The following is a 19,686-nucleotide window of genomic DNA, read 5'->3' on the forward strand; positions in this document are numbered from 1 at the left end:
CGCCCTGCCGCCGGCCTCGGTCGCCACGGGCACCGGCGTACTCGCCCTGGGCGTACTGGCCTACGGCGCACGCCGGTGGTGGACGCGCCGCGACCGCGCCTGACACGCTGCGAGCCCACCCGCCCGGATGAGTCATACCGGCGGGGCGGACGGACCGGTGCGCTGCGCCGCACTGGCCTTCGCCCTGCCGCCGGCCTCGGTCGCCACGGGCACCGGCGTACTCGCCCTGGGCGTACTGGCCTACGGCGCACGCCGGTGGTGGACGCGCCGCGACCACGCCTGACGCCCACGACCGCGACCGCCCCGGACACCCGCGGTCCGCTGCGGCGCCCCGCACTCCCAGCCCAGGGCGCTGCCATCCCCCGCCGCGACCACGCCTGACGTGCCCCGCCCGCGACCACGCCTGACGTGCCTGGCTCCGCGACCACGCCCTGACGTGCCTGGCCCGGAGCCGCGGTCGAGGCGCGCCGTCCGCGTCCCCCGTCAGCCCTCGACCAGGTGTTCCTCGGCGGAAGCGGAGGGCCGGGGCGGGGTGGTCGGGAGGGCCGGGAGGCGGACGGCGCACATCAGCAGCCCGGGCACGACGGTGATGGCCACCATGACCAGCACCGTGGCCGTGTAGCGCTGGCCGGCGAGAAGCGGGCCGGCGAGGAGTGAGCCGAGGGGGATGGCGCCCAGCATCAGGGTCCGCATCAGGGTCATCGTGCGGGCCAGGAGTGCCGGTGGCGTCCGGGCGTAGCGGACCACCTGGGAGGAGACCGTGGCGAGGGCGCTGCCGACTCCGAAGACGAGCTGGCCGGCCAGGATCGCGGGCAGGTGGCCGCCCAGGAACAGCAGCAGGCCGGTGCCGGCGAGGAGCTGGCAGGCGCCGATGCGCAGCATCGGCCGGGCCGAGGCGTTGAGGGTGCCGCCGGCGAACGAGCCGAGCAGCTCGGCCGCGGCGAGGCCGGCCACCAGCAGGCCGAGGACGCCCGCGCCGTCCCGGAGCCGGTCATGGGCCAGCCACGGCTGCATCACCATCAGCATGCCGGCGGCGGTGTTGAGCGCGCTGAACGCGATGGTGATGACCAGCAGGGCCCGGTCCCTGAGCACCAGCCGGACGACCGGCACCCAGCTGCTGCGGGACCGCTCGTCGGCAGTGCCGGACGGCCGGGGCAGCCGGTGGTCCATCCGCAGCACGAACAGCGGGAAGGCGAGGAAGGTGGCCGCGTCCAGGACGAGCACGGCCTGCGCGCCGAGCAGCGGGATCAGCGCGCCGCCGATCGCCGGTCCGGTGAGGCTGGCCACGCCCTGGGCGATCGTCTCCAGGGCGGTGCCGGTGGCCAGCCGGTCCTGCGGGACGAGTTCGGGGACGACGGCGGGGGTGATGGCGATCGGGAGGATCTTGAACAGGCCGCAGACGGCGGCGGCCGCGTAGAGCTGCCAGAGGTGGAAGAGCCCGCTGAGCGCGAGGAGCGGAACGGCTCCCATGGCGACGCCCCGGCACAGCGAGTCGACGATGAGCAGCGCCCGGCGGGAGAAGCGGTCCACGACCGCGCCGCCCAGCACCCCGCCGACCAGGATGGGCGCGGTGTAGCACAGCCCGAGCAGGGAGAGCGAGGCCGCGCCGCCGTGTGTGACGGCGAGCCAGGCCATCGCGGTCCAGCTCGCCCCGTCGCCGAGCAGGCTCAGCGTGGAGCCGGTCCACAGTCGCCGGAAGTCGGCGATCCGCAGCACGTCGAGGTACTTCCGCATGACCCTCCTCAGGGCAGCCGGCGCCGCCGGGGCGCCGCCTCCATGAGCCGTCTCGTCCGCAGGCAGTTCCCGGGAAATCTATCCCGTGAACGTCAACTGGGCTCCACGGGCTCGGAGTTGACGATCAGTTCCCGTACGTCGCGGCCGACGCGGGTGCGCAGCGCGACGCCGGCCCGAGGGCCGTCGAGAAGCTGGAGGGTCCGCTCCTGGCTCCACCCCGCGAAGCGGAACTCCGCGTCGGCGATGTGGACGAGGGGGAAGCTCTGGTCGGGGGCGACGCGCAACTCCACCCCGCCGGGTGTGACGGCGATCTCGGCCTGGACGCGCTCCGGGGCGTCCGGGAACTCCCCCTCCTCCTCCCAGTCGGCGAAGGGCGGCGGCACCTGGAAGCGGCGCGCCAGCCGGCCCGGGTCGCCGGTGTAAGGGGTCTCGGGCCGGTTGAGCAGCACCTCGCCGTGGGCGAAGTACTCCTGCCACCCGGCGGGGAACACCGCCGCCAGCTCCGGCACCATCAGGCAGTCGACGACCATGTGCACGCGTGACTCGGAGCCCGTGTTCTCCACCTTGTGCATCCGGGAGAAGTCGCCGAACCAGAACTCGCCGGGCTGCCACCTGTGCGTCACCCCGTCGAGCACCAGGGTGGCCTCGTGGTGGGTGGTGATGGGCACGTGCAGGCGGGCGACCCCCCAGGCCGGGCCGTACTTGGTGTCGTTGTGCACGTCGCTCACCGCGCCCGGGCCGAGGGCCATCAGCCGGACCGCGCGCAGCGGCGCGGGAACGGCGGCGAGCACCTCGCGCAGGTACGGGGTGCGGGCCAGCCATTCCGTCTCCGCGCACTCCTGGCTGCCCGGCCCGCCCGGGTCGGTGCGGGAGGGGTCGCCGCCGGGGCTGCGCAGCGGCAGGATGCGCCAGTCGACCTCCGCCTGGGCGCCCACCCCGTCCCCGAAGTACCGCTGCAGCTTCCACTGGTGTGTGCGGACGGCGTCGAGGTCGGCCAGGAGCCTGGCGGGGTCGAAGCCGGCCGCGAGTCGTGCCGCCTCCGCGGGCATCGTGGGGGCGGCGTTGTCGGTCACGGTCATGCGGTGCCTCCGGACGGGTGCGGGCTGAGAGACCGGACGTGCTTGCGGGCGAACCCGACGGTGGCGGCGATCTGCCGGATGCGCTCCCCGGCGACGAGGGAGCCGTGGCCCGCGTCGTAGCGGTAGACCTCGTGTTCCAGGCCGAGGCCGGCGATGCGTGCGATGTAGTTGTCGATCTGCCGGATGGGGCAGCGGGGGTCGTTCTCCCCGGCGATGATCATCAGGGGGGCGGTGACCCGGTCGGCGTAGGTGAGCGGGGAGGAGGCCCGGTAGCGCTCCGGGACCTCGTCGGGCGAGCCGCCGAACAGGGAGCGGTCGTAGGCCCGCAGTTCCTCCATCTCGTCCTCGTAGGCCGCCAGGTAGTCGGCCACCGGCATGGCGGCGACGCCGACCGCCCAGTTCGAGGGGCGGGTGCCGAGGCCGAGCAGCGTGAGGTAGCCGCCCCAGGAGCGTCCGGTCAGGACCAGGTGGCGGGGGTCGGCGAGACCGGACGCCACGGCCCAGTCGCGGACGGCTTCGACGTCCTCCAGCTCGGTCAGTCCAGGGCGGCCCTCGATGGCGTCCCGCCACTGGGCGCCGTATCCGGTGGAGCCGCGGTAGTTGACCTGCACCACGGCGAAGCCGTGGTCGACCCAGGCCGCGACGGAGGGGTCGAAGATGTCGGCGTCGAAGCCGATGGGACCGCCGTGCACCTCGAAGACGCAGGCGCCCGGGGCGGTCCAGCCGGGCGGCCGGGACACCAGGGCGTGCACCGGGCCGCCGGGACCGTCCACCCACACGTCCTCCACCGGTACCGACGGCGGGCAGGGCGGTCCTGGCGGACTCAGCAGGACACCGGTCCCGGTGGAGCGCACCACGGGAGGCTCCGCCGCCGACGACCAGGCGTACTCGACGGTCCCGTCCGGGCGCACCGTGGCGGCGTCCGCGATCCGGTCGAGCGGGACCCCGATGGAGCCGGGTGGCGTGGGGATCCGGGTGAGCTCCCCCGACCGCAGGTCGTAGCGGTACAGCTCGTCGCGGGCGTGCCGGGTGTGCGAGACGAGGAGGGCGGAGCCGTCCGGGTACCAGTCGGCGGCCGTCTCCCCCGGCAGGTCGAGGGTGATCTCCCGGACCTCGCCGGTGCGCACGTCCCAGAGCAGGGGTTCGGCGCGGCCGCGGCGCTCGTGTTCCACCAGCAGGCGGCCGTCCCCGGCGGCGGGTCCGAACGCGCAGGCGGTCAGCCCGAGGCCGGGGCCGTCGTGGAGGTCGGCGACCGTGGTCCCGTCGGTGCGCAGCACGCGCAGCGCGGGGTGGCGGCTGTCGCCGTGCTCGCCGTGGGCGACGGCGATGAGGGTGCCGTCGTGGGACAGCGCGGCCACCCGGGCGTCCGCCTGGTGCGCGTACACGGGCACGGGTTCGGCGCCGGGGCGGCAGACGTGGACCGAGCTGCCGTCCGCGGCGGCGCGGCCGACGACGGCCAGCCCGTCGGCGCCGAGGGCGAGGCCGGCGGGGTAGGCCGGCTCCAGGGTGGTGGCGGGCTCGTCGGGGCCGCCGTCGAACGGCTGGCGCATCCACACCCCGAACTCGCCGCCGTCGCGGTCGGCGAACCACCAGATCCAGGCGCCCGAGGGGTCGACCGCGCCCGTCCAGGTGCCGTGCGGACGCCGGGTGACCTGGCGGTGCGTGCCGGCGGCCCGGTCCCAGGCGTACAGCTCCCAGGTCCCCGAGGCGTTGGACCGGTACAGGCAGCGGTCCGGGGCGTCGCGGGCCCAGCGGGGCAGGGTGACGCGCGGGGCGCGGACCCGGGCCCGCCAGCGGTCCTCGTCCGGTTCCGCCGCGGGTGGCGTGCCGGTCACCGGATGACTTCCGCCGGGAGTTCGGCGAGCGTGCGGACGGTCGCCAGGCGCTTGTGCACGGCGGGCCCGGTCGGCCGGATCTCCATGCCGCGTTCGGCGAGCACGGTGAGCACTTCCCGCAGCAGCAGGTGGGCGAGCATCGATCCGGTGCAGGCGTGGGCGCCGTATCCGAACGACAGGTGGTGATTGGCTTTCCGCCGGAAATCGAGCCGGTCGGGATCGCTGAATTGTGCCGGGTCGCGGTTGGCCGCGGCGAAAAGCATCAGCATTCCCTGGCCGCGTCGCACCTCGACTCCGGCGAATTCGGTGTCGGCGACGGCGAGCCGGGTGGTGCCCTGAATGGGAGCCTCGAACCGGAAGAATTCGTGCGGCGCCCTTTCCAGGGTTTCCGGGCTGTCGAACACGGCTTTCGGCGGCGTTTCAAGCCGGGCGAGGGCGTTCAGGGCGTTCCCGAGCGAGGCGGGAACCGCGGTGAACCCGTTGACGACCAGGGTGCGCAGCGAGTTCATGGTGAGCTGGTGCGGGACGCCCGCCGCGTCGGCCCGGTCGACCAGGTCCCTGATGGGTCTTCCGGCGGGCATGCCGGCGACCCAGCCGTCGATGAGTGCGGCCAGTTTGCGCTGGGCGGCGACGCCGGGTTCGCGGGTCTCGGGCACCAGCCCGGAGTCCATGGCGCGGGTGATCGCCTCGGCTACGGGCCGGATCTCGTCGAGGTCGAACTGCGGCAGCCCGACGGCCTCCGGGATGAACCAGCGGGCGAGCGGCTCGGTGAAGTCGGTGATCAGGTTCACCGGCCCGGGCGGCAGCGCGTCGAGCCGGTCGGAGACGTGGGCCCTGACCCGGGCGGCCAGGGCGGGGGAGGTCATGTCGCGCAGGGCGTCGGCGAGCACGCCGTAGATGGCCGTGTGCTCGGGCGGGTCGACCGTGTGGACGTCCAGGGCGGGCTCGGGCACGGTCTCGCCGGCCCGGCGCCAGTCGGCGGCGAAGCGCTCGTGGTCCAGGAGCACCCGTTTGCAGTCGTCGTAGGAGGTGAGGACCCAGCTGTCCAGCCGTTCGCTCCACAGCGGGGTGCCGGCCGCACGGAGTTCCGCGTACACCCGGTAGGGGTCGTCCAGGGTGGCCGGATCGAGGGGGTTGTACTCCGTGGTCAACTCAGGCATGGACGTCGCTCCCAGCGGGTCGGAGGGTGACGGGAAGTGTGTCGGGGTAGCGAAGGGTGGCCCGCGGGGCGCGGGTCGGGGCGGCGGCGAGCCGCATCGGCGCGGGCGCCTTGAGCAGGGCGGCCACCAGGGCCCGGATGATGAGGCGGGCCAGGATCGCCCCGGAACAGGCGTGCGGGCCCCAGCCGAGCGACAGGTGCCGGTTCGGCGTCCGGTCGAGGACGAGGGTGTCCGGGTCGGGGAAGCGCTCGGGGTCGCGGTTGGCGGCGGCGAACAGCGCGAGCACGATCTGGCCGCGCTCGATCACTGCGCCGCCGATCTCGGTGCGTGTCACGCAGGCGCGGCTCGTGCCCTGCACCGGGCCGTCGTAGCGCAGGAGTTCGTCGACGCCGGTCGCGAGCAGCGCGGGATCACGCATGCGTTCGAGCGCCTCGGGGTGCTCCAGCAGGGCGAGGACGGCGTTGGCCGCGGCGCCCACGGTGGTGCTGAAGCCGGCGAGGAACAGCACCCGGACGCTGTTCCACACCGCCTCCTCGGTGACGCCGGCCGGTCCGGCGCCGGCCAGGACCTCGCGCAGCAGGCCCGGGCGGGGCGCGGCGGTGTGCCAGGAGGCGATGAGGTCGTTGATCTGGCGGCGGGCGGCGAGGGCCGGTTCGAGCACCTCGGGCAGGAGGCCGGCGTCCATGCCGCGCACGAGCGCGTCGGACTGGGCGGCGAACGAGGAGACCGGCGGCTCGGCGACGCCGAGGAGGCGGCAGACCGCGGACAGCGCGACCGGACGGGCCACTTCGGCGGTGAAGTCGAACGACGGCCGGCCTGCGCATCGTTCGAGCGCGGCGATCGCCTCGGCGGCCGCGCGTTCGCCGATGGTGTCGAGGTCCTGGTCGCGGAAGGCGGTGGTGAACAGGCGGCGCAGCGGGGTGTGGTCCGGCGGGTCGAGCTCCTGCATGCTGGCGACGGAGGCGGGGCCGTCGTCGTGTCCGGCGCGGCGCCAGTCCGCCGCGAACGTCTCGGTCTCGGCGAGCACACGGTGACAGTCGGCGTAGCGGGTCAGCACCCAGGAGTTCAGCCGTTCGCTGAAGAAGACGGGTGTGCTCTCGCGGAGTCGGCGGTACACCGGGTGGGGGTCCGCCACGGTCGCCGGGTCGAGGGGGTTGTATCCGTCCATGCCGTGGCCCCATCAATTCGTTTGACATAGCAGGTGGGTAATGCGTGTCGCCGGCTTCCGGCAGAGCGGCGGCCCGGGTCGTTTAATGACCCGGGCCGCCGTCACGTCTTATCAGTAGGCGTAGCGCATGGCGGCACCTCCAGACGGCTTTCGGTTTCACACCGGGGACCCACCGGGCGGCGAGCCAGAGTGAATGTAGGTAGCCGGCATGACCTCGTCAATGACGCTCGATGACTTCCGGTGACTTTCAACCGGCCCGGATCGCAGCACTTTGTCCGGTTGCCTTTGGCGACCGTGTACGTATTTCCCCGGCAATTGCCCAGGGGTGAAAAGGTGACCGAAACAGGGTGGCGTATGAATGTTTGATCAACCGCCGGTGGCGCCTGCCGGGCCCCTCCGTGAAGGCAGCGCAGCAGGGGCGGGTGCGTACGGCGGCGCCGGCCGGGCGTCACGCGTGCGGCTTCGGCCGCGTGGTGTCCGAATATGAGCGCCACCGGCCGGAGCGGACCTCTGACGGCACCCCGCCCCGTCGGCCGCTCCGTTCGGTCCGGACGGCCGTCCCGCCGATACTGGTGGAGCCGGCATGGCGACGGAGCGACCTGGAGAGGTACCGACCATGAAGGTCTTCAACCTGCTGCTCAACGTGCTCTGGCTCGTCTTCTGCGGCCTCTGGATGGCGATCGGCTACCTGATCGCCGCGCTGATCTGCTTCGCCCTGATCATCACCATCCCGTTCGGCATCGCGTCGCTGCGCATCGCCGGGTTCGTGCTGTGGCCGTTCGGACGGACCACCGTCGACCGGGCGGACGCCGGGGCCGGCTCGTTCGTCGGCAACGTGATCTGGGTGGTGTTCGCGGGGTGGTGGCTGGCCCTGGCCCACCTGGTGACGAGCATCCCGCTGTTCGTGTCGATCATCGGGATCCCCTTCGGGTGGGCCAACCTGAAGCTCATCCCCATCTCGCTCATGCCGCTCGGACGGGAGGTCGTCCCCACCGATCAGCGGTTCGGCACGCGCTGACCGAACGGCGGCGACGGCTGCTCCCGGAACGGCCGCGGTGGGGCCGCCCGGCGCAGGGAGCGCCGTGGAGCGCCTCAGCCGCGACGGCCCGCCATCGCCTCGAGCCGGGAGATGCGTTCCGCCATGGGCGGGTGGGTGGAGAACATCCTGGCCAGCCCCTGTCCCGGTCGGAAGGGGTTCGCGATCATCATGTGGCTCGCGGTCTCGATCCGGGGCTCGGGGGGCAGCGGGAGCTGCTGGGTGCCGAGCTCCAGCTTGCGGAGGGCACTGGCCAGGGCCAGCGGGTCGCCGGTGAGCTGGGCGCCCGAGGCGTCCGCCTCGTACTCCCTGGACCGGCTGATGGCCAGCTGGATGAGGGAGGCGGCGAGCGGGCCCAGGATCATGATCAGCAGCATGCCGAACAGACCGGGGCCCTCGTCGTCGTCGGAGCGGCCGATGGGGATCAGCCAGGCGAAGTTGACCAGGAACATGATCACCGAGGCGAGGGCGCCGGCCACCGACGAGATGAGGATGTCGCGGTTGTAGACGTGGCTCAGCTCGTGACCGATGACGCCGCGCAGCTCGCGCTCGTCGAGCAGGCGCAGGATGCCCTCCGTGCAGCACACGGCGGCGTTGCGCGGGTTGCGGCCGGTCGCGAAGGCGTTGGGCGCCTCCGTGGGCGAGATGAACAGGCGTGGCATGGGCTGCCGGGCCTGCGTGGACAGCTCGCGGACCATCCGGTACAGCGCGGGGGCCTCGAACTCGCTGACCGGGCGGGCCCGCATCGCGCGGAGCGCCAGCTTGTCGCTGTTCCAGTACGCGTACGCGTTCGTGCCCAGCGCGATCAGGACCGCCACGATCAGTCCCGCCCGGCCGAAGAGGCTGCCGATGACGATGATGAGCGCGGACAGCCCTCCGAGGAGTACTGCGGTCCTCAGCCCGTTGTGCCGGCGGTGCACGGTACGCCCTCCAAGTCGTGCTGCGCGGGAACCCCTTGGTCCAGTGGACCCTCCCGCTCTGGTCAACGCCAGGCGGCCGCCGCGAGTTCCCCGGTACGGACGGCGGGGCGCGTCGGCCGTACGGGTGACGTGCTCTTTCGGCCTGCCGCGCGCGCGGGACCACCGGTGCCCCCTACGCGCGTGACGAGTCCTCAGAACAGTCCGGTGGCGGCGAAGCGCAGGACCAGCTGGGGCGCGCCGGAGAGCACCACACCGAGGGCCCCGGTGAGGGCGAGGGCGGCGGTGAGGGGGGCCGGGAGCGGGTGCCGGGCGGGTGCGCCCTCGGGCGCGCGGAACAGCAGCGCCGTCCACTGGAGGTAGTAGAAGAGGGCGATCACCACGTTGACGGCCATGACGACGGCGAGCCAGCCGAGGCCCGCGTCGACGGCGGCCGAGAACACCGTGACCTTGGCGAACAGGCCGATGACGCCCGGCGGGAGCCCGGCGAGGCACAGCAGGAAGAAGGCCAGCAGCAGGGCGGTGACCGGGTTGGCCGCGTACAGGCCGCGGTAGTCGCTGAGCCGGTTGAGGGACTTCGTGCGGCCCACCAGGGCGGCCACCGCGAACGCGCCGAGGTTCACGGCGGCGTACATGAGGGCGTAGGCGACGGTGGAGCCGACCGCCTTCTGCGGGTCCTTCGAGTATCCGGCGGCGGCGATCGGCACGAGCAGGTAGCCGGCCTGGCCGACGGAGGACCAGGCGAGCAGCCGTACGGCGCTGTACGCGCGCGTGGCCTGCTGGCGCAGGGCGCCGACGTTGCCGACGGTCATGGTGAGGGCGGCCAGGGCGGCGAGCGCGGGCCCCCAGGCGTCGGCGTAGGAGGGGAAGGCGACCACGGTGACGAGGATCAGCCCGGAGAAGCCGACCGCCTTGCCGACGACCGACAGGTAGGCGGCGATGGGCAGGGGTGCGCCCACGTAGGTGTCGGGCACCCAGAAGTGGAAGGGCACCGCGGCGGTCTTGAAGGCGAAGCCGACCAGGGTGAGGACCACGCCGGTCTGGGCGAGGGTGTGCAACTGGCCGTCGACGTGCTGGATGCGCTGGGCGACCTGCGTGAGGTAGAGGGTGCCGGTGGAGGCGTAGACGAAGCTGACGCCCAGCAGGCTGACCGCGGTGGCGGTGACCGAGGACAGGAAGAACTTCAGGGCCGCCTCGGCGGACCGCTTGTCGCCGTGCCGGATGCCGACGAGTGCGAAGGCCGGCAGGGAGGCGACCTCCAGGGCGACGATCAGGGTGGCCAGGTCCCGGGAGGCGGGCAGCAGGGCGGCGCCGGCCGCCGAGGACAGCAGCAGGAACCAGAACTCCCCGGTCGGGATGCGCCGCCGCTCGTCGCCGAGGTTCGTCACCGACAGCAGGGCCGCCAGCAGGGCGCCGCCGAGCACGAGGAACTGGATGACGAGGGTGAAGTGGTCGGCGGTGTAGCTGCACGCGCGCGCGGGGCGGGGCAGGCAGAAGGTGCTGCGGTCGCCGTCGAGGAGCGGCAGCAGCGTCAGCGTGGCCACCGCCAGGCCGGCCACGGAGGTCCAGCCGAGGAGGGGCTTGCGCGCCTCGGGGAGGAAGAGGTCGGCGACGAGGACCGCGAGCGCCACGACCGCGGTGATGGTGGGCGGCGCGATCGCGAGCCAGTCGACGGACTGGACCAGCGACTGGGCCGGGGCCTGGGCCAGGGCGCTCATCGGGTGCCTCCTGCGAGGAGCTGCTGCACGGCCGGGTCGGTCAGGCCGAGCAGGGCACGCGGCCACAGTCCGGCGAGGACGGTGAGGGTGACGAGCGGGGTCCAGGCCGCGAACTCGTAGCCGTGCACGTCGGCGAGGGTGGGCGGGGCCTGCCGCGGTACGGCGCCCATGCAGACCCGGCGGACCACGATCAGCATGTACGCGGCCGTCAGCAGGGTGCCGAACGCGCCGATCGCCATGAAGGTGAGGAAGGCGGGCCGGCTGAGGCCGGCGGCGGGGCTGAACGAGCCGAACAGGGCCAGCATCTCGCCCCAGAACCCGGCGAGGCCGGGCAGGCCGAGCGAGGCGACGGCGCCGAAGGCGAGCAGTCCGCCGAGGCGCGGGGCCCTGGCGTACAGGGCGGCGCCCGTCTCCCCGGAGAGCGTGTCGAGGTCGGTGGTGCCGGTGCGGTCCTTCAGGGCGCCGACCAGGAAGAAGAGCAGGCCGGTGATCAGACCGTGGGCGATGTTGGCGAACAGGGCGCCGTTCACGCCGGTCGGGGTCATGGTGGCGATGCCGAGCAGGACGAAGCCCATGTGGCCGACGGAGGAGTAGGCGATGAGCCGCTTGAGGTCGCCTCTCGCGCCCCGCTTGGCCAGGGCCAGGCAGGCCAGGGACCCGTAGATGATCCCGACCACGGCGAAGGCGGCGAGGTACGGCGCGAAGGTGCGGAAGCCGTCGGGCGCGACCGGCAGCAGGATGCGCACGAAACCGTACGTGCCCATCTTCAGCAGGACGCCGGCCAGCAGGACCGAGCCGACCGTCGGGGCTGCGGTGTGGGCGTCGGGCAGCCAGCTGTGCAGGGGCCACATCGGCGTCTTGACCGCGAGTCCGATCCCGATCGCCAGAACGGCGATGACCTGCACGGATGTGGTCAGCGACCGGCCGTTGTCAGTGGCGAGTGCCACCATGTCGAACGTGCCCGCCTTGACTCCGATCAGGAGCAGGCCGAGCAGCATGACCACGGAACCGAGCAGGGTGAACAGGATGAACTTCCACGCGGCCCTGGTGCGGCCCTCGCCGCCCCAGCGGGCGATGAGGAAGTACATCGGGATGAGCACCGTCTCGAACGCGAGGAAGAACAGCAGCAGGTCGAGGACGGCGAAGGTGGCGAGGGTGCCGGTCTCGAGCAGGAGCAGCAGTGCGACGAACGCCTTCGGGGACGGGCCCGACGGCGGCTTGAAGTAGGAGTAGAGCGCGCACAGGAAGGCCAGCAGCGCGGTCAGCACCACCAGGGGGAGTGAGATGCCGTCGATGCCGAGGTGGATCCGCACGTCGAGTGCGGGGATCCAGCTGATGTCGGTCGTGGCCTGCATCCTCGACGGATGGCCGTGGTCGAAGCCGAGCGCGAGGACGACGGCGGCGGCGAGGATCACGCCGGTCACGGTGACACCGTGCCGCAGCACGGCCTGCTCGGGCGACTTCCCCTTCAGCCCGGGCGGGGCCGGCAGGAGAGCGGTGGCGGCGCCGAGGAGCGGGCCGGCGACGACGAATGCCAGAAGGAACTGCATCACGGACTCGTTGATATCGGTCACGCCTGCTCACGCTCCCGTGGCGACGAGGAGGACGGCGACCGCCAGGACGACGGTGCCGGCGAGCAGCGCGCTCACATAGGTCTGCACATTGCCGGTCTGTGCCCGCCGCACGGCGGCCCCGAGCAGCCGGGGCAGGGCGGCCGCGCCGCGTACGTAGGTGTCGACGACCTCGCGGTCGAGGAAGCGGACGAGGCTCGCGCCGGCCTGGACCGGGCGGACGAACAGCGCCGAGTACACGGCGTCCAGGTGGAAGCCGGCGGCCGCGTGCCGGTGCAGCGGGCCGAGCAGCAGCCGTGCGGGGTCGGCCGGGTCGGGCGCCCGGGCGATGTCGCCGTAGGCGGGTTCGTGGCCGGCGATGGCCTCGGCCTCGACCAGTCCGGCGTCGCCCTCGGGGTGGGCGGCGACGGCGCCCAGCGGGACCCGGGCGGCGAGCGCGGTGGTGCGCTGCCAGGCCCCGTAGGCGAGGAGTCCGCCGACCACGGAGAGGCCGGTGCCGAGGATGGAGGTGAGGAGGGTCGGGGCGAGGTCGCGGCCGTCGAACCAGCCGGGCAGCGAGCGGTAGGCGAGCCCGCCGAAGGCCAGCGACGGCACGGCGAGGACCCACAGCACCACGGTCATCGTCAGCGGTTGGCGGCCGTGGTCGGGGACCTCGGCGCCCCGGCCGCGGAAGGCCAGCAGCCACAGCCGGGTGGCGTAGGCGGCGGTGAGCAGGGCGGTGAGCAGTCCGGCGGCCAGCACGAGCCAGCCGGCCGCGCCGGGGGCCTGGGCGGTGTGTCCGGTGGCCACGTGCTCGGCGGCGCCGAGGACGGACTCCTTGGAGAAGAAGCCGCTGAAGGGCGGGATCGCGGCGAGCGCGAGCAGCGCCACGGTCATCGTCCAGTAGGCGTCCGGGATGCGGTCGCGCAGGTGGCCCATGCGGGACATGGCGGCCAGCGAGTTGGTGCCCGCGGCGTGGATGATCACGCCGGCGGCGAGGAACAGCAGCGCCTTGAAGGCGCCGTGCGCAAGGAGGTGGAAGACGGCCGCGCCGCGGTCTCCGACGGCGAGCGCGCCGGTCATGTAGCCGAGCTGCCCGATCGTGGAGTAGGCGAGTACGCGCTTGATGTCGTCCTGGGCGAGCGCGGCGAGTCCGGAGCCGGTCATCGTGACGGCGGCCATGACGGCGAGGACCACCATCGCGGCCCGTGAGGCCTCGAAGAGCGGGAGGAGACGGGCGACGAAGTAGACACCGGCGGCGACCATCGTCGCGGCGTGGATCAGGGCCGAGACGGGGGTGGGGCCCGCCATGGCGTCGGGGAGCCAGGTGTGCAGCGGGAACTGCGCCGACTTGCCGGCCACGCCCGCGAGCAGCAGCAGGGCGACGACCGTCGGGTGGTCGATGCTGCCGTTCGCCACGGCGGAGAGGACGCGCGGGATGTTGAACGATCCGGCGGCGGTGCCCAGGGCGAACAGGCCGATGAGGAACGGCACGTCGCCGAGCTTGGTGACGAGGAAGGCCTTCAGGGAGGCGGCGCGGGCCTCGGGGGTCTCCCAGTAGTGGCCGACCAGGAAGTAGGAGCAGATGCCCATGACTTCCCAGCCGACCAGCAGCACGATCAGGTCGCCGGAGTAGACGACCAGGAGCATCGCGGAGGTGAACAGGGAGACGAGGGCGGCGTAGGAGGAGTAGCGCGGGTCGTCGCGCAGGTAGCCGGTCGAGTAGACCTGCACGCAGGTCGCGACGAACGCGACCAGGACGGCGACGAGCGCGGCGAAGCCGTCGACGTCCAGGGCCAGGTCGATCGGCACCGAGCCGGTGGGCGTCAGCTCGGTGTGGGCCTCGATGGCCTGGCCGCCGCCCTGCCGTACGGCGACCAGCGCGGCCAGCACCAGCGCGGCCGCGGCCGGCAGCACGGCGAGCGGGCGGACGAAACTCGGGGCGGTGCGGCCGAGCAGCAGCCCGGCGGCGGCGCCGAGGAACGGCAGGAGGGGGACGAGGACGGCGAGGGTGGTCGTGGTCACGCGGTGGCCTCGGTCTTCTCGGCCGCGGGGGCGTCGGTGCCCGGGCCGTCGGTGTCGTCGCCGTGGCCCTCGGCGGTGTCGCGGAGCCTGTCGATGTCGGAGGTGCCGCGGTTGCGGTACACGGCGAGCACGATCGCCAGTCCGATGCCGATCTCGGCGGCGGCGATGGCGATGGTGAACAGGGTCAGCGCCTGCCCGGAGTGCAGCGTCTCCTCGGCGGCGCGGCTGAGCCAGACGTCGAAGGCGACCAGGTTGAGGTTGACGGCGTTGAGCATCAGCTCGACGGACATCAGGACCAGGATCGCGTTGCGGCGGGCGAGGACGCCGTACAGGCCGGTGCAGAACAGCAGGGCGGAGAGGACGGCGGGATAGGCGAGGTGCATCAGCGGGCGCCTTCCTTCTCGCCGGGGGCGCCGGCCACGGGGGCGGCGCCCGGGGGCGGCTCCGCCGCTGCCGCCTTGCGGGACAGGACGATCGCACCGACCAGGGCGGCGAGGAGCAGGACGGACAGCGCCTCGAAGGGCAGCACCCAGTGCTGGAACAGGCTCTGGCCGGTCACGCGGGTGGTGCCGGCCGCCGGGCCGTCCAGGTCGATCCACGTGGTGCGGAACGCGTCGACGACCACCCACACCAGGGCTGCCGCCGCCGCGCCCGCGACGGCCAGGGCGGCCCAGCGGTTGCCGGAGTCGGCGTCCGGTGAGCGGCCGACGGGGGCCTTGGTGAGCATCAGACCGAACAGGAGGAGGACGACGACGGAGCCGACGTAGATGAGGACCTGCACCCAGGCGATGAACTCGGCGGTGAGCAGGAGGTACTCGACGGCCAGTCCGCCGAGCGCGACCACCAGCCACAGGGCGGCGTGCACCAGTTGCCGGGTGGTGACGGTGACGAGCGCGGCGCCGAGGGTGACCATGCCGACGAGGAGGAAGGCGATCTCCACGCCGGTCGGGGACAGGAAGCCGTGCTGGGCTTCGGCGAGGCTCACGACTGCTCCTCCCCGTGTTCGGCGGCCCGCTGGGCGGCGAGCTTCTCGGCGGTCTTGCGGGCCGCGGCGATCTCCTTCGGCTCCTCCGCTCCCGGGTCGAGGGCCGGCGGGGCCGGGACGGTCCACATCCACTCGCGGAGCTTGTCGCGCTCGTGGGTGAGTTCGCGGATGTCGGTCTCGGCGTACTCGAACTCCGGGGACCAGAACAGGGCGTCGAAGGGGCAGACCTCGATGCAGATACCGCAGTACATGCACAGGGAGAAGTCGATGGCGAACCGGTCGAGGACGTTGCGGCTGCGCTCGCGCCCGCCGGGGGCGGCCGCAGGGACCGTCTCCTTGTGCGAGTCGATGTAGATGCACCAGTCGGGGCACTCGCGGGCGCACAGCATGCAGACCGTGCAGTTCTCCTCGAACAGGCCGATCACACCGCGCGTGCGGGGCGGCAGTTCGGGGAGCGACTCGGGGTACTGCTCGGTGACGGTCTTCCGCGTCATCGTGCGCAGGGTGACGGCCAGGCCCTTGGCCAGGCCGCTGCCGGGAATCGGAGCCATGGCTACTGGATCACCACCTTGACGATGCCGGTGAGGGCGATCTGGGCGAGGGACAGGGGGACGAGGAGGGTCCAGGAGAGTTTCTGGAGCTGGTCCTCGCGCAGGCGGGGGTAGGTCACGCGGAGCCAGATGACGACGAAGGCGAGGATCGCGGTCTTCAGCAGGGTCCACAGCCAGCCGAGGCCCTCGGCTCCCCACGGGCCGTGCCAGCCGCCCAGGAAGAGGACGGTGGTCAGCCCGCACAGGACGACGATGCCGGCGTACTCGGCGAGCAGGAACAGCGCGAACCGCAGACCGGTGTACTCGGTGTAGGCGCCGAAGATGATCTCCGAGTCGGCGACCGGCATGTCGAAGGGCGGGCGCTGCAGTTCGGCGAGGCCGGCCACGAAGAACACGATCGCGCCGACGATCTGCCAGGGCAGCCACCACCAGTGGAAGGCGTGCACGATCCCCGGGAGGGAGACGGTGCCGGCGGCCATGGCGACGGAGGCCGCGGCCAGCAGCATGGGCAGCTCGTAGGCGAGCAGCTGGGCCGCCGTGCGCAGGCCACCGAGCAGGGAGAACTTGTTGGCGCTGGCCCAGCCCGCCATCAGCGAGCCGAGGACGCCGACGCCCATCACCGCGAGCACGAAGAAGATCCCCGCGTCCAGCACCTGCCCGACGGCGCCCTCGCCCGGCCCGATCGGGACGGCGAGCAGGACCAGCAGGTACGGCAGCAGGGCCACGGCCGGGGCGAGCTGGAAGACACGGCGGTCGGCGCCGGCCGGGACCACGTCCTCCTTCTGCGCGAACTTCACGCCGTCGGCGACGAGCTGGGCCCAGCCGTGGAAGCCGCCCGCGTACATCGGGCCGAGGCGGCCCTGCATGTGGGCCATCACCTTGTGCTCAGTCTGGCCCACGATCAGGGGGAAGGTGAGGAAGACGACGAACACGACCAGGAGTCGCAGGACGACATCCAGCGCGTCGTTCACCGCGGGCCTCCTGTGGGGTCGTCAGGGGTGGGGGGTTCTTCGGGGCTCCGGGACCCGGAAGCGCCCTGGGGGCGCTGAGCCGGATGGGCGTCCGCGGAGCCCTGGGCATCCTGGGCGCGCCCGCTCCCCGGGGCCGGCTCGGGCTCCGGGGCGCGGTCGGTTTCACGGACCGGCTTGGGCTCTGCGGCCGGCCCAGGCTCCGAGGCACGCTCGGCTTCCCGGACCGGCTTGGGCTCTGCGGCCGGCTCAGGCTCCGAGGCACGCTCGGCTTCCCGGACCGGCTCAGGCTCTGGAGCTCGCTCAGCCTTTGCGGCCTGCTCAGCATCCGGTGCTGCCTGTCCCGCAGCCTTCGGGGTCTGCTCGGCCTTCGGGGCCGGCTCGGCCTTCGGGGCCTGTTCGGCTTCCGGCTTCGGGGTCTGTTCGGCTTGCGCGGCTCGCTTGGCCTCCGCCGCCTGTGCCTCCTGGGTCCGCTCGGGCTCCGGGCCTCGCTCGCCCTCGCCTGCCTTCCGGGCGCGCTCCGGTTCCGGGGCGGACTCGGGCCGCTGGTCGAAGGCCGGGCGGGCGTGGTGCCAGGGGGCGTCGGAGCTGCGCGGGGCCGTACTCCGGCGGGCGGAGCCGTCCGGTTCGGCCGGGGCCTCGGCCCGCTGTGAGGCCGAGCCCTCCGAGGCGCTGCGCGCACGGCGCGGCCGGGCGGGTGCCGGTCCGGGCTCGTGGGCCACCGAGGCCTCCGCGGCCGGTCCCTCCGCCGACGCCGGCGTGGCGTCGCCCTCGGCCGCGGCCTGCTCGCGCACCGCCGCGTCCTCGGCCGGCGCCGCCGACTGGCTCACCGAGCCTTCGTTCGCGCTCCTCATCCGACGCGGCCGCGCCGCGGCGCCAGCGGCTCGGCCGGCCCCGGCAGCCCCGGCGGCACCGGCGCCTCCTGGAGCTCCAGCAGCGCTAGCAGCCCCAGTGGCACCAGCACCTCCGGCAGCCCCAGCAGCACCGGCCGCACCGGCACCTCCGGCGGCCCCAGCAGCCTCGGCACCGCCGACACCTCCGACGGCGCCAGCCGCCCCAGCCGCGGCCTCACCGGTCTGGCTGGCGGAGCCATCCGACGCCGTGCGGGTGCGCCGTACGGGGCGTTCGCCCGCCGCGCGTGCCGGACGTTCGCCCGCGGCGCGACCCGCGCCCCGGGCCGGGCGCGCCGGGGCGGGCGGCAACTGGCCCTTCAACGGGCCCCACTCGTTCGGGTCGGGCACGCCCGGCGGCAGCATCTGGCGGCGCTTGGGGCCACCGTGGTCGGACTCGCCGGGCTCCTTGGCGCCGGGCCAGGCCTTGGCCACCCGGGCGGCGAGGACGAAGTCCTTGCGCAGCGGGTGGCCCTCGAAGGTCTCCGGGAGGAGCAGGTGCTCCAGGCCCGGGTGGCCCTCGAAGACGACCCCGAACATCTCGTGCGTCTCGCGCTCGTGCCAGGCCGCCCCCGCGTAGACGCCGACGGCGGACGGCAGCGCCGGCGCCTCGTGCGGCACGGTCGTGCGGATCAGCAGACGGCGGACCGGGTGGAGCGCCACGACGTGGGCCGAGACCCGGAAACCCGTCCCCGGTTCGTCGACCGCGCTCAGCCAGTCGAAGTAGGTGCAGGCCAGGGTGGTGCGGGCCGTCTCCAGGGCGGTGAGCCAGGAGGACGGCGGCACGTCCACCGTCAGGACCTCGTACGACTCCTCGGCCGTGGCGTCGGCGCCGAAGAGTTCCCCGGCGGGAGCGGGCAGCCAGCCTGCCGTGCTCATCACGCGTCCCCTTCCGGGGCGGGCGCCGGCGGCTTCACCAGGTCGCTCCGCAGCGCGGCCGCGGACGGCCGGGCGGTCCCGTACCGGTGCTCGAGCGACTCGGCCGCGATCTTCTCCTGGAGCTTGAGGATGCCCTGGAGCAGCGCCTCGGGCCGCGGCGGGCAGCCGGGCACGTACACGTCGACCGGGATGATCTGGTCGACGCCCTTGGTGACGGAGTACGAGTCCCAGTAGGGGCCGCCGCAGTTGGAGCAGGCGCCGAAGGAGATGACGTACTTCGGCTCCGGCATCTGCTCGTACAGGCGCTTCACGGCCGGGGCCATCTTGTCCGTCACCGTTCCGGAGACGACCATCAGGTCGGCCTGGCGGGGGCCCGGCGCGAAGGGGATGACACCGAGGCGGATGAAGTCGTGGCGGGCCATCGACGCGGCGATGAACTCGATCGCGCAGCAGGCGAGGCCGAAGTTGAACACCCACAGCGAGTAGCGGCGGCCCCAGTTCAGGACCACCTTCATCGGCTCGGGGGCGAGCCGGGCGAGGGCGCCCAGCCGCTTGGGCTCCGGAAGCAGGACGGGCTGCGCGGCGGACGGGTTGTCCGTGGCGGACGGGTTCACGTCCATGCCAGCACCCCCTTCTTGTAGGCGTACAGCAGGCCCACGGCGAGGAAGCCGAGGAAGATGAACATCTCCACGAGGGTGGTCGCGCCGTAGCCGGGGGCGGCGAACACCGTCGCCCACGGGAACAGGAAGATCGAGTCGACCGCGAAGATCACGTAGAGGAAGGCGTAGACGTAGTAGCGGACCTGGGTGTGGGCCCAGCCCTCGCCGACGGGGTCGACGCCGCATTCGTAGGTGAGCAGTTTCTCCGGGGTGGGCACCACCGGGCGCAGCAGCCGGCCGGCGCCGAAGGCGACCGCGACGAAGAGCACGCCGACGAGCGCGAGCAGTCCCACGACCGAGTAGGACCGGAAGTAACCGGCCGCGACGTCCGCCGCGGCGACCGTCGAGTCCCCCAACGTCTCCCGCACCGTCCGCCTCGCTCCCTGACCTAGTGCCCTTGGTGAACCCGGCGCAGTGGCCCGTGCTGCCGCGACCTGATTCGAGGATCTGTACGCACGGGAGTCTAGGCCCTGATAAAGACACGGTAAGCAGCCCGTCACGGCATGGGACGCGAGGACCGGGCGAGGGGTGG

18 protein-coding genes are annotated in these 19,686 nt (G+C 73.2%); 2 read left to right on the forward strand and 16 right to left on the reverse strand.

Features of this window, described 5'->3' with window-relative positions:
* Positions 1-127 precede the first annotated feature (127 nt).
* The gene (locus ACFQ9Z_RS23625) at positions 128-283 is read left to right on the forward strand and encodes a hypothetical protein (protein WP_383022088.1); all 156 of its coding nucleotides are present in this window, start codon (positions 128-130) and stop codon (positions 281-283) included.
* A gap of 200 nt (positions 284-483) precedes the next feature.
* Here ACFQ9Z_RS23625 and ACFQ9Z_RS23630 read toward each other — a convergent pair whose 3' ends face one another.
* The 5 genes from ACFQ9Z_RS23630 to ACFQ9Z_RS23650 form a co-directional block, all read right to left on the reverse strand.
* Positions 484-1,734 carry an MFS transporter gene (locus ACFQ9Z_RS23630; RefSeq protein ID WP_383022092.1) on the reverse strand — a complete coding sequence of 417 codons (1,251 nt, stop codon included), beginning with the start codon at positions 1,732-1,734 and terminating at the stop codon, positions 484-486.
* 92 nt (positions 1,735-1,826) lie between these two features.
* Positions 1,827-2,813, reverse strand: coding sequence for an aspartyl/asparaginyl beta-hydroxylase domain-containing protein (locus tag ACFQ9Z_RS23635; RefSeq protein ID WP_383022095.1), 987 nt, complete (start codon positions 2,811-2,813; stop codon positions 1,827-1,829).
* Entirely contained in the window at positions 2,810-4,648 is a 1,839-nt protein-coding gene (locus tag ACFQ9Z_RS23640; RefSeq protein WP_383022098.1) for a S9 family peptidase, read from the reverse strand. The genes ACFQ9Z_RS23635 and ACFQ9Z_RS23640 overlap by 4 nt, the downstream gene beginning before the upstream one ends.
* Positions 4,645-5,808 (reverse strand): cytochrome P450, encoded by a 1,164-nt coding sequence (locus ACFQ9Z_RS23645; protein WP_383022100.1) that lies wholly within the window; start codon positions 5,806-5,808, stop codon positions 4,645-4,647. Before ACFQ9Z_RS23645 ends, ACFQ9Z_RS23640 begins: the two co-directional genes overlap by 4 nt.
* On the reverse strand, positions 5,801-6,976 hold the full coding sequence (locus ACFQ9Z_RS23650; RefSeq protein ID WP_383022102.1) for a cytochrome P450: 1,176 nt from the start codon (positions 6,974-6,976) through the stop codon (positions 5,801-5,803). Before ACFQ9Z_RS23650 ends, ACFQ9Z_RS23645 begins: the two co-directional genes overlap by 8 nt.
* Before the next feature lie 616 nt (positions 6,977-7,592).
* On the opposite strand from ACFQ9Z_RS23650, the gene ACFQ9Z_RS23655 reads away from it, so the two are divergent.
* Positions 7,593-7,994 carry a YccF domain-containing protein gene (locus ACFQ9Z_RS23655; RefSeq protein ID WP_383022105.1) on the forward strand — a complete coding sequence of 134 codons (402 nt, stop codon included), beginning with the start codon at positions 7,593-7,595 and terminating at the stop codon, positions 7,992-7,994.
* A gap of 74 nt (positions 7,995-8,068) precedes the next feature.
* Here the strand turns inward: ACFQ9Z_RS23655 and htpX are convergent, their stop codons facing one another.
* The 11 genes from htpX to ACFQ9Z_RS23710 all read right to left on the reverse strand — a co-directional run bounded on the left by htpX (position 8,069) and on the right by ACFQ9Z_RS23710 (position 19,522).
* Positions 8,069-8,932 carry a zinc metalloprotease HtpX gene (gene htpX / locus ACFQ9Z_RS23660; protein WP_383022108.1) on the reverse strand — a complete coding sequence of 288 codons (864 nt, stop codon included), beginning with the start codon at positions 8,930-8,932 and terminating at the stop codon, positions 8,069-8,071.
* Between the two features lie 191 nt (positions 8,933-9,123).
* Positions 9,124-10,647 (reverse strand): NADH-quinone oxidoreductase subunit N, encoded by a 1,524-nt coding sequence (locus ACFQ9Z_RS23665; RefSeq protein WP_383022110.1) that lies wholly within the window; start codon positions 10,645-10,647, stop codon positions 9,124-9,126.
* Positions 10,644-12,221, reverse strand: coding sequence for an NADH-quinone oxidoreductase subunit M (locus tag ACFQ9Z_RS23670; RefSeq protein WP_383022112.1), 1,578 nt, complete (start codon positions 12,219-12,221; stop codon positions 10,644-10,646). Before ACFQ9Z_RS23670 ends, ACFQ9Z_RS23665 begins: the two co-directional genes overlap by 4 nt.
* 6 nt (positions 12,222-12,227) lie before the next feature.
* Positions 12,228-14,222 carry an NADH-quinone oxidoreductase subunit L gene (locus ACFQ9Z_RS23675; RefSeq protein ID WP_383022114.1) on the reverse strand — a complete coding sequence of 665 codons (1,995 nt, stop codon included), beginning with the start codon at positions 14,220-14,222 and terminating at the stop codon, positions 12,228-12,230.
* Positions 14,219-14,605 (reverse strand): NADH-quinone oxidoreductase subunit NuoK, encoded by a 387-nt coding sequence (gene nuoK, locus ACFQ9Z_RS23680; RefSeq protein WP_383022117.1) that lies wholly within the window; start codon positions 14,603-14,605, stop codon positions 14,219-14,221. The genes ACFQ9Z_RS23675 and nuoK overlap by 4 nt, the downstream gene beginning before the upstream one ends.
* Positions 14,605-15,207, reverse strand: a complete 603-nt coding sequence (locus ACFQ9Z_RS23685; protein WP_383022119.1) for an NADH-quinone oxidoreductase subunit J — start codon at positions 15,205-15,207, stop codon at positions 14,605-14,607. The genes nuoK and ACFQ9Z_RS23685 overlap by 1 nt, the downstream gene beginning before the upstream one ends.
* Positions 15,204-15,758, reverse strand: coding sequence for a NuoI/complex I 23 kDa subunit family protein (locus ACFQ9Z_RS23690; protein WP_383022121.1), 555 nt, complete (start codon positions 15,756-15,758; stop codon positions 15,204-15,206). Before ACFQ9Z_RS23690 ends, ACFQ9Z_RS23685 begins: the two co-directional genes overlap by 4 nt.
* 2 nt (positions 15,759-15,760) lie before the next feature.
* Complete coding sequence (locus ACFQ9Z_RS23695) at positions 15,761-16,729, reverse strand: NADH-quinone oxidoreductase subunit H (RefSeq protein ID WP_383022123.1); 969 nt, start codon at positions 16,727-16,729, stop codon at positions 15,761-15,763.
* Complete coding sequence (locus tag ACFQ9Z_RS23700) at positions 16,726-18,495, reverse strand: NADH-quinone oxidoreductase subunit C (protein ID WP_383022126.1); 1,770 nt, start codon at positions 18,493-18,495, stop codon at positions 16,726-16,728. The genes ACFQ9Z_RS23695 and ACFQ9Z_RS23700 overlap by 4 nt, the downstream gene beginning before the upstream one ends.
* Positions 18,495-19,115 (reverse strand): NADH-quinone oxidoreductase subunit B, encoded by a 621-nt coding sequence (locus tag ACFQ9Z_RS23705; protein ID WP_383022129.1) that lies wholly within the window; start codon positions 19,113-19,115, stop codon positions 18,495-18,497. Before ACFQ9Z_RS23705 ends, ACFQ9Z_RS23700 begins: the two co-directional genes overlap by 1 nt.
* Complete coding sequence (locus tag ACFQ9Z_RS23710) at positions 19,106-19,522, reverse strand: NADH-quinone oxidoreductase subunit A (RefSeq protein ID WP_143627993.1); 417 nt, start codon at positions 19,520-19,522, stop codon at positions 19,106-19,108. Before ACFQ9Z_RS23710 ends, ACFQ9Z_RS23705 begins: the two co-directional genes overlap by 10 nt.
* Between the last annotated feature and the right edge of the window lie 164 nt (positions 19,523-19,686).

It is taken from the genome of Streptomyces sp. NPDC056580 (genome assembly GCF_042793175.1).
In the GTDB taxonomy this organism is placed as follows: Bacteria; Actinomycetota; Actinomycetes; order Streptomycetales; family Streptomycetaceae; genus Streptomyces.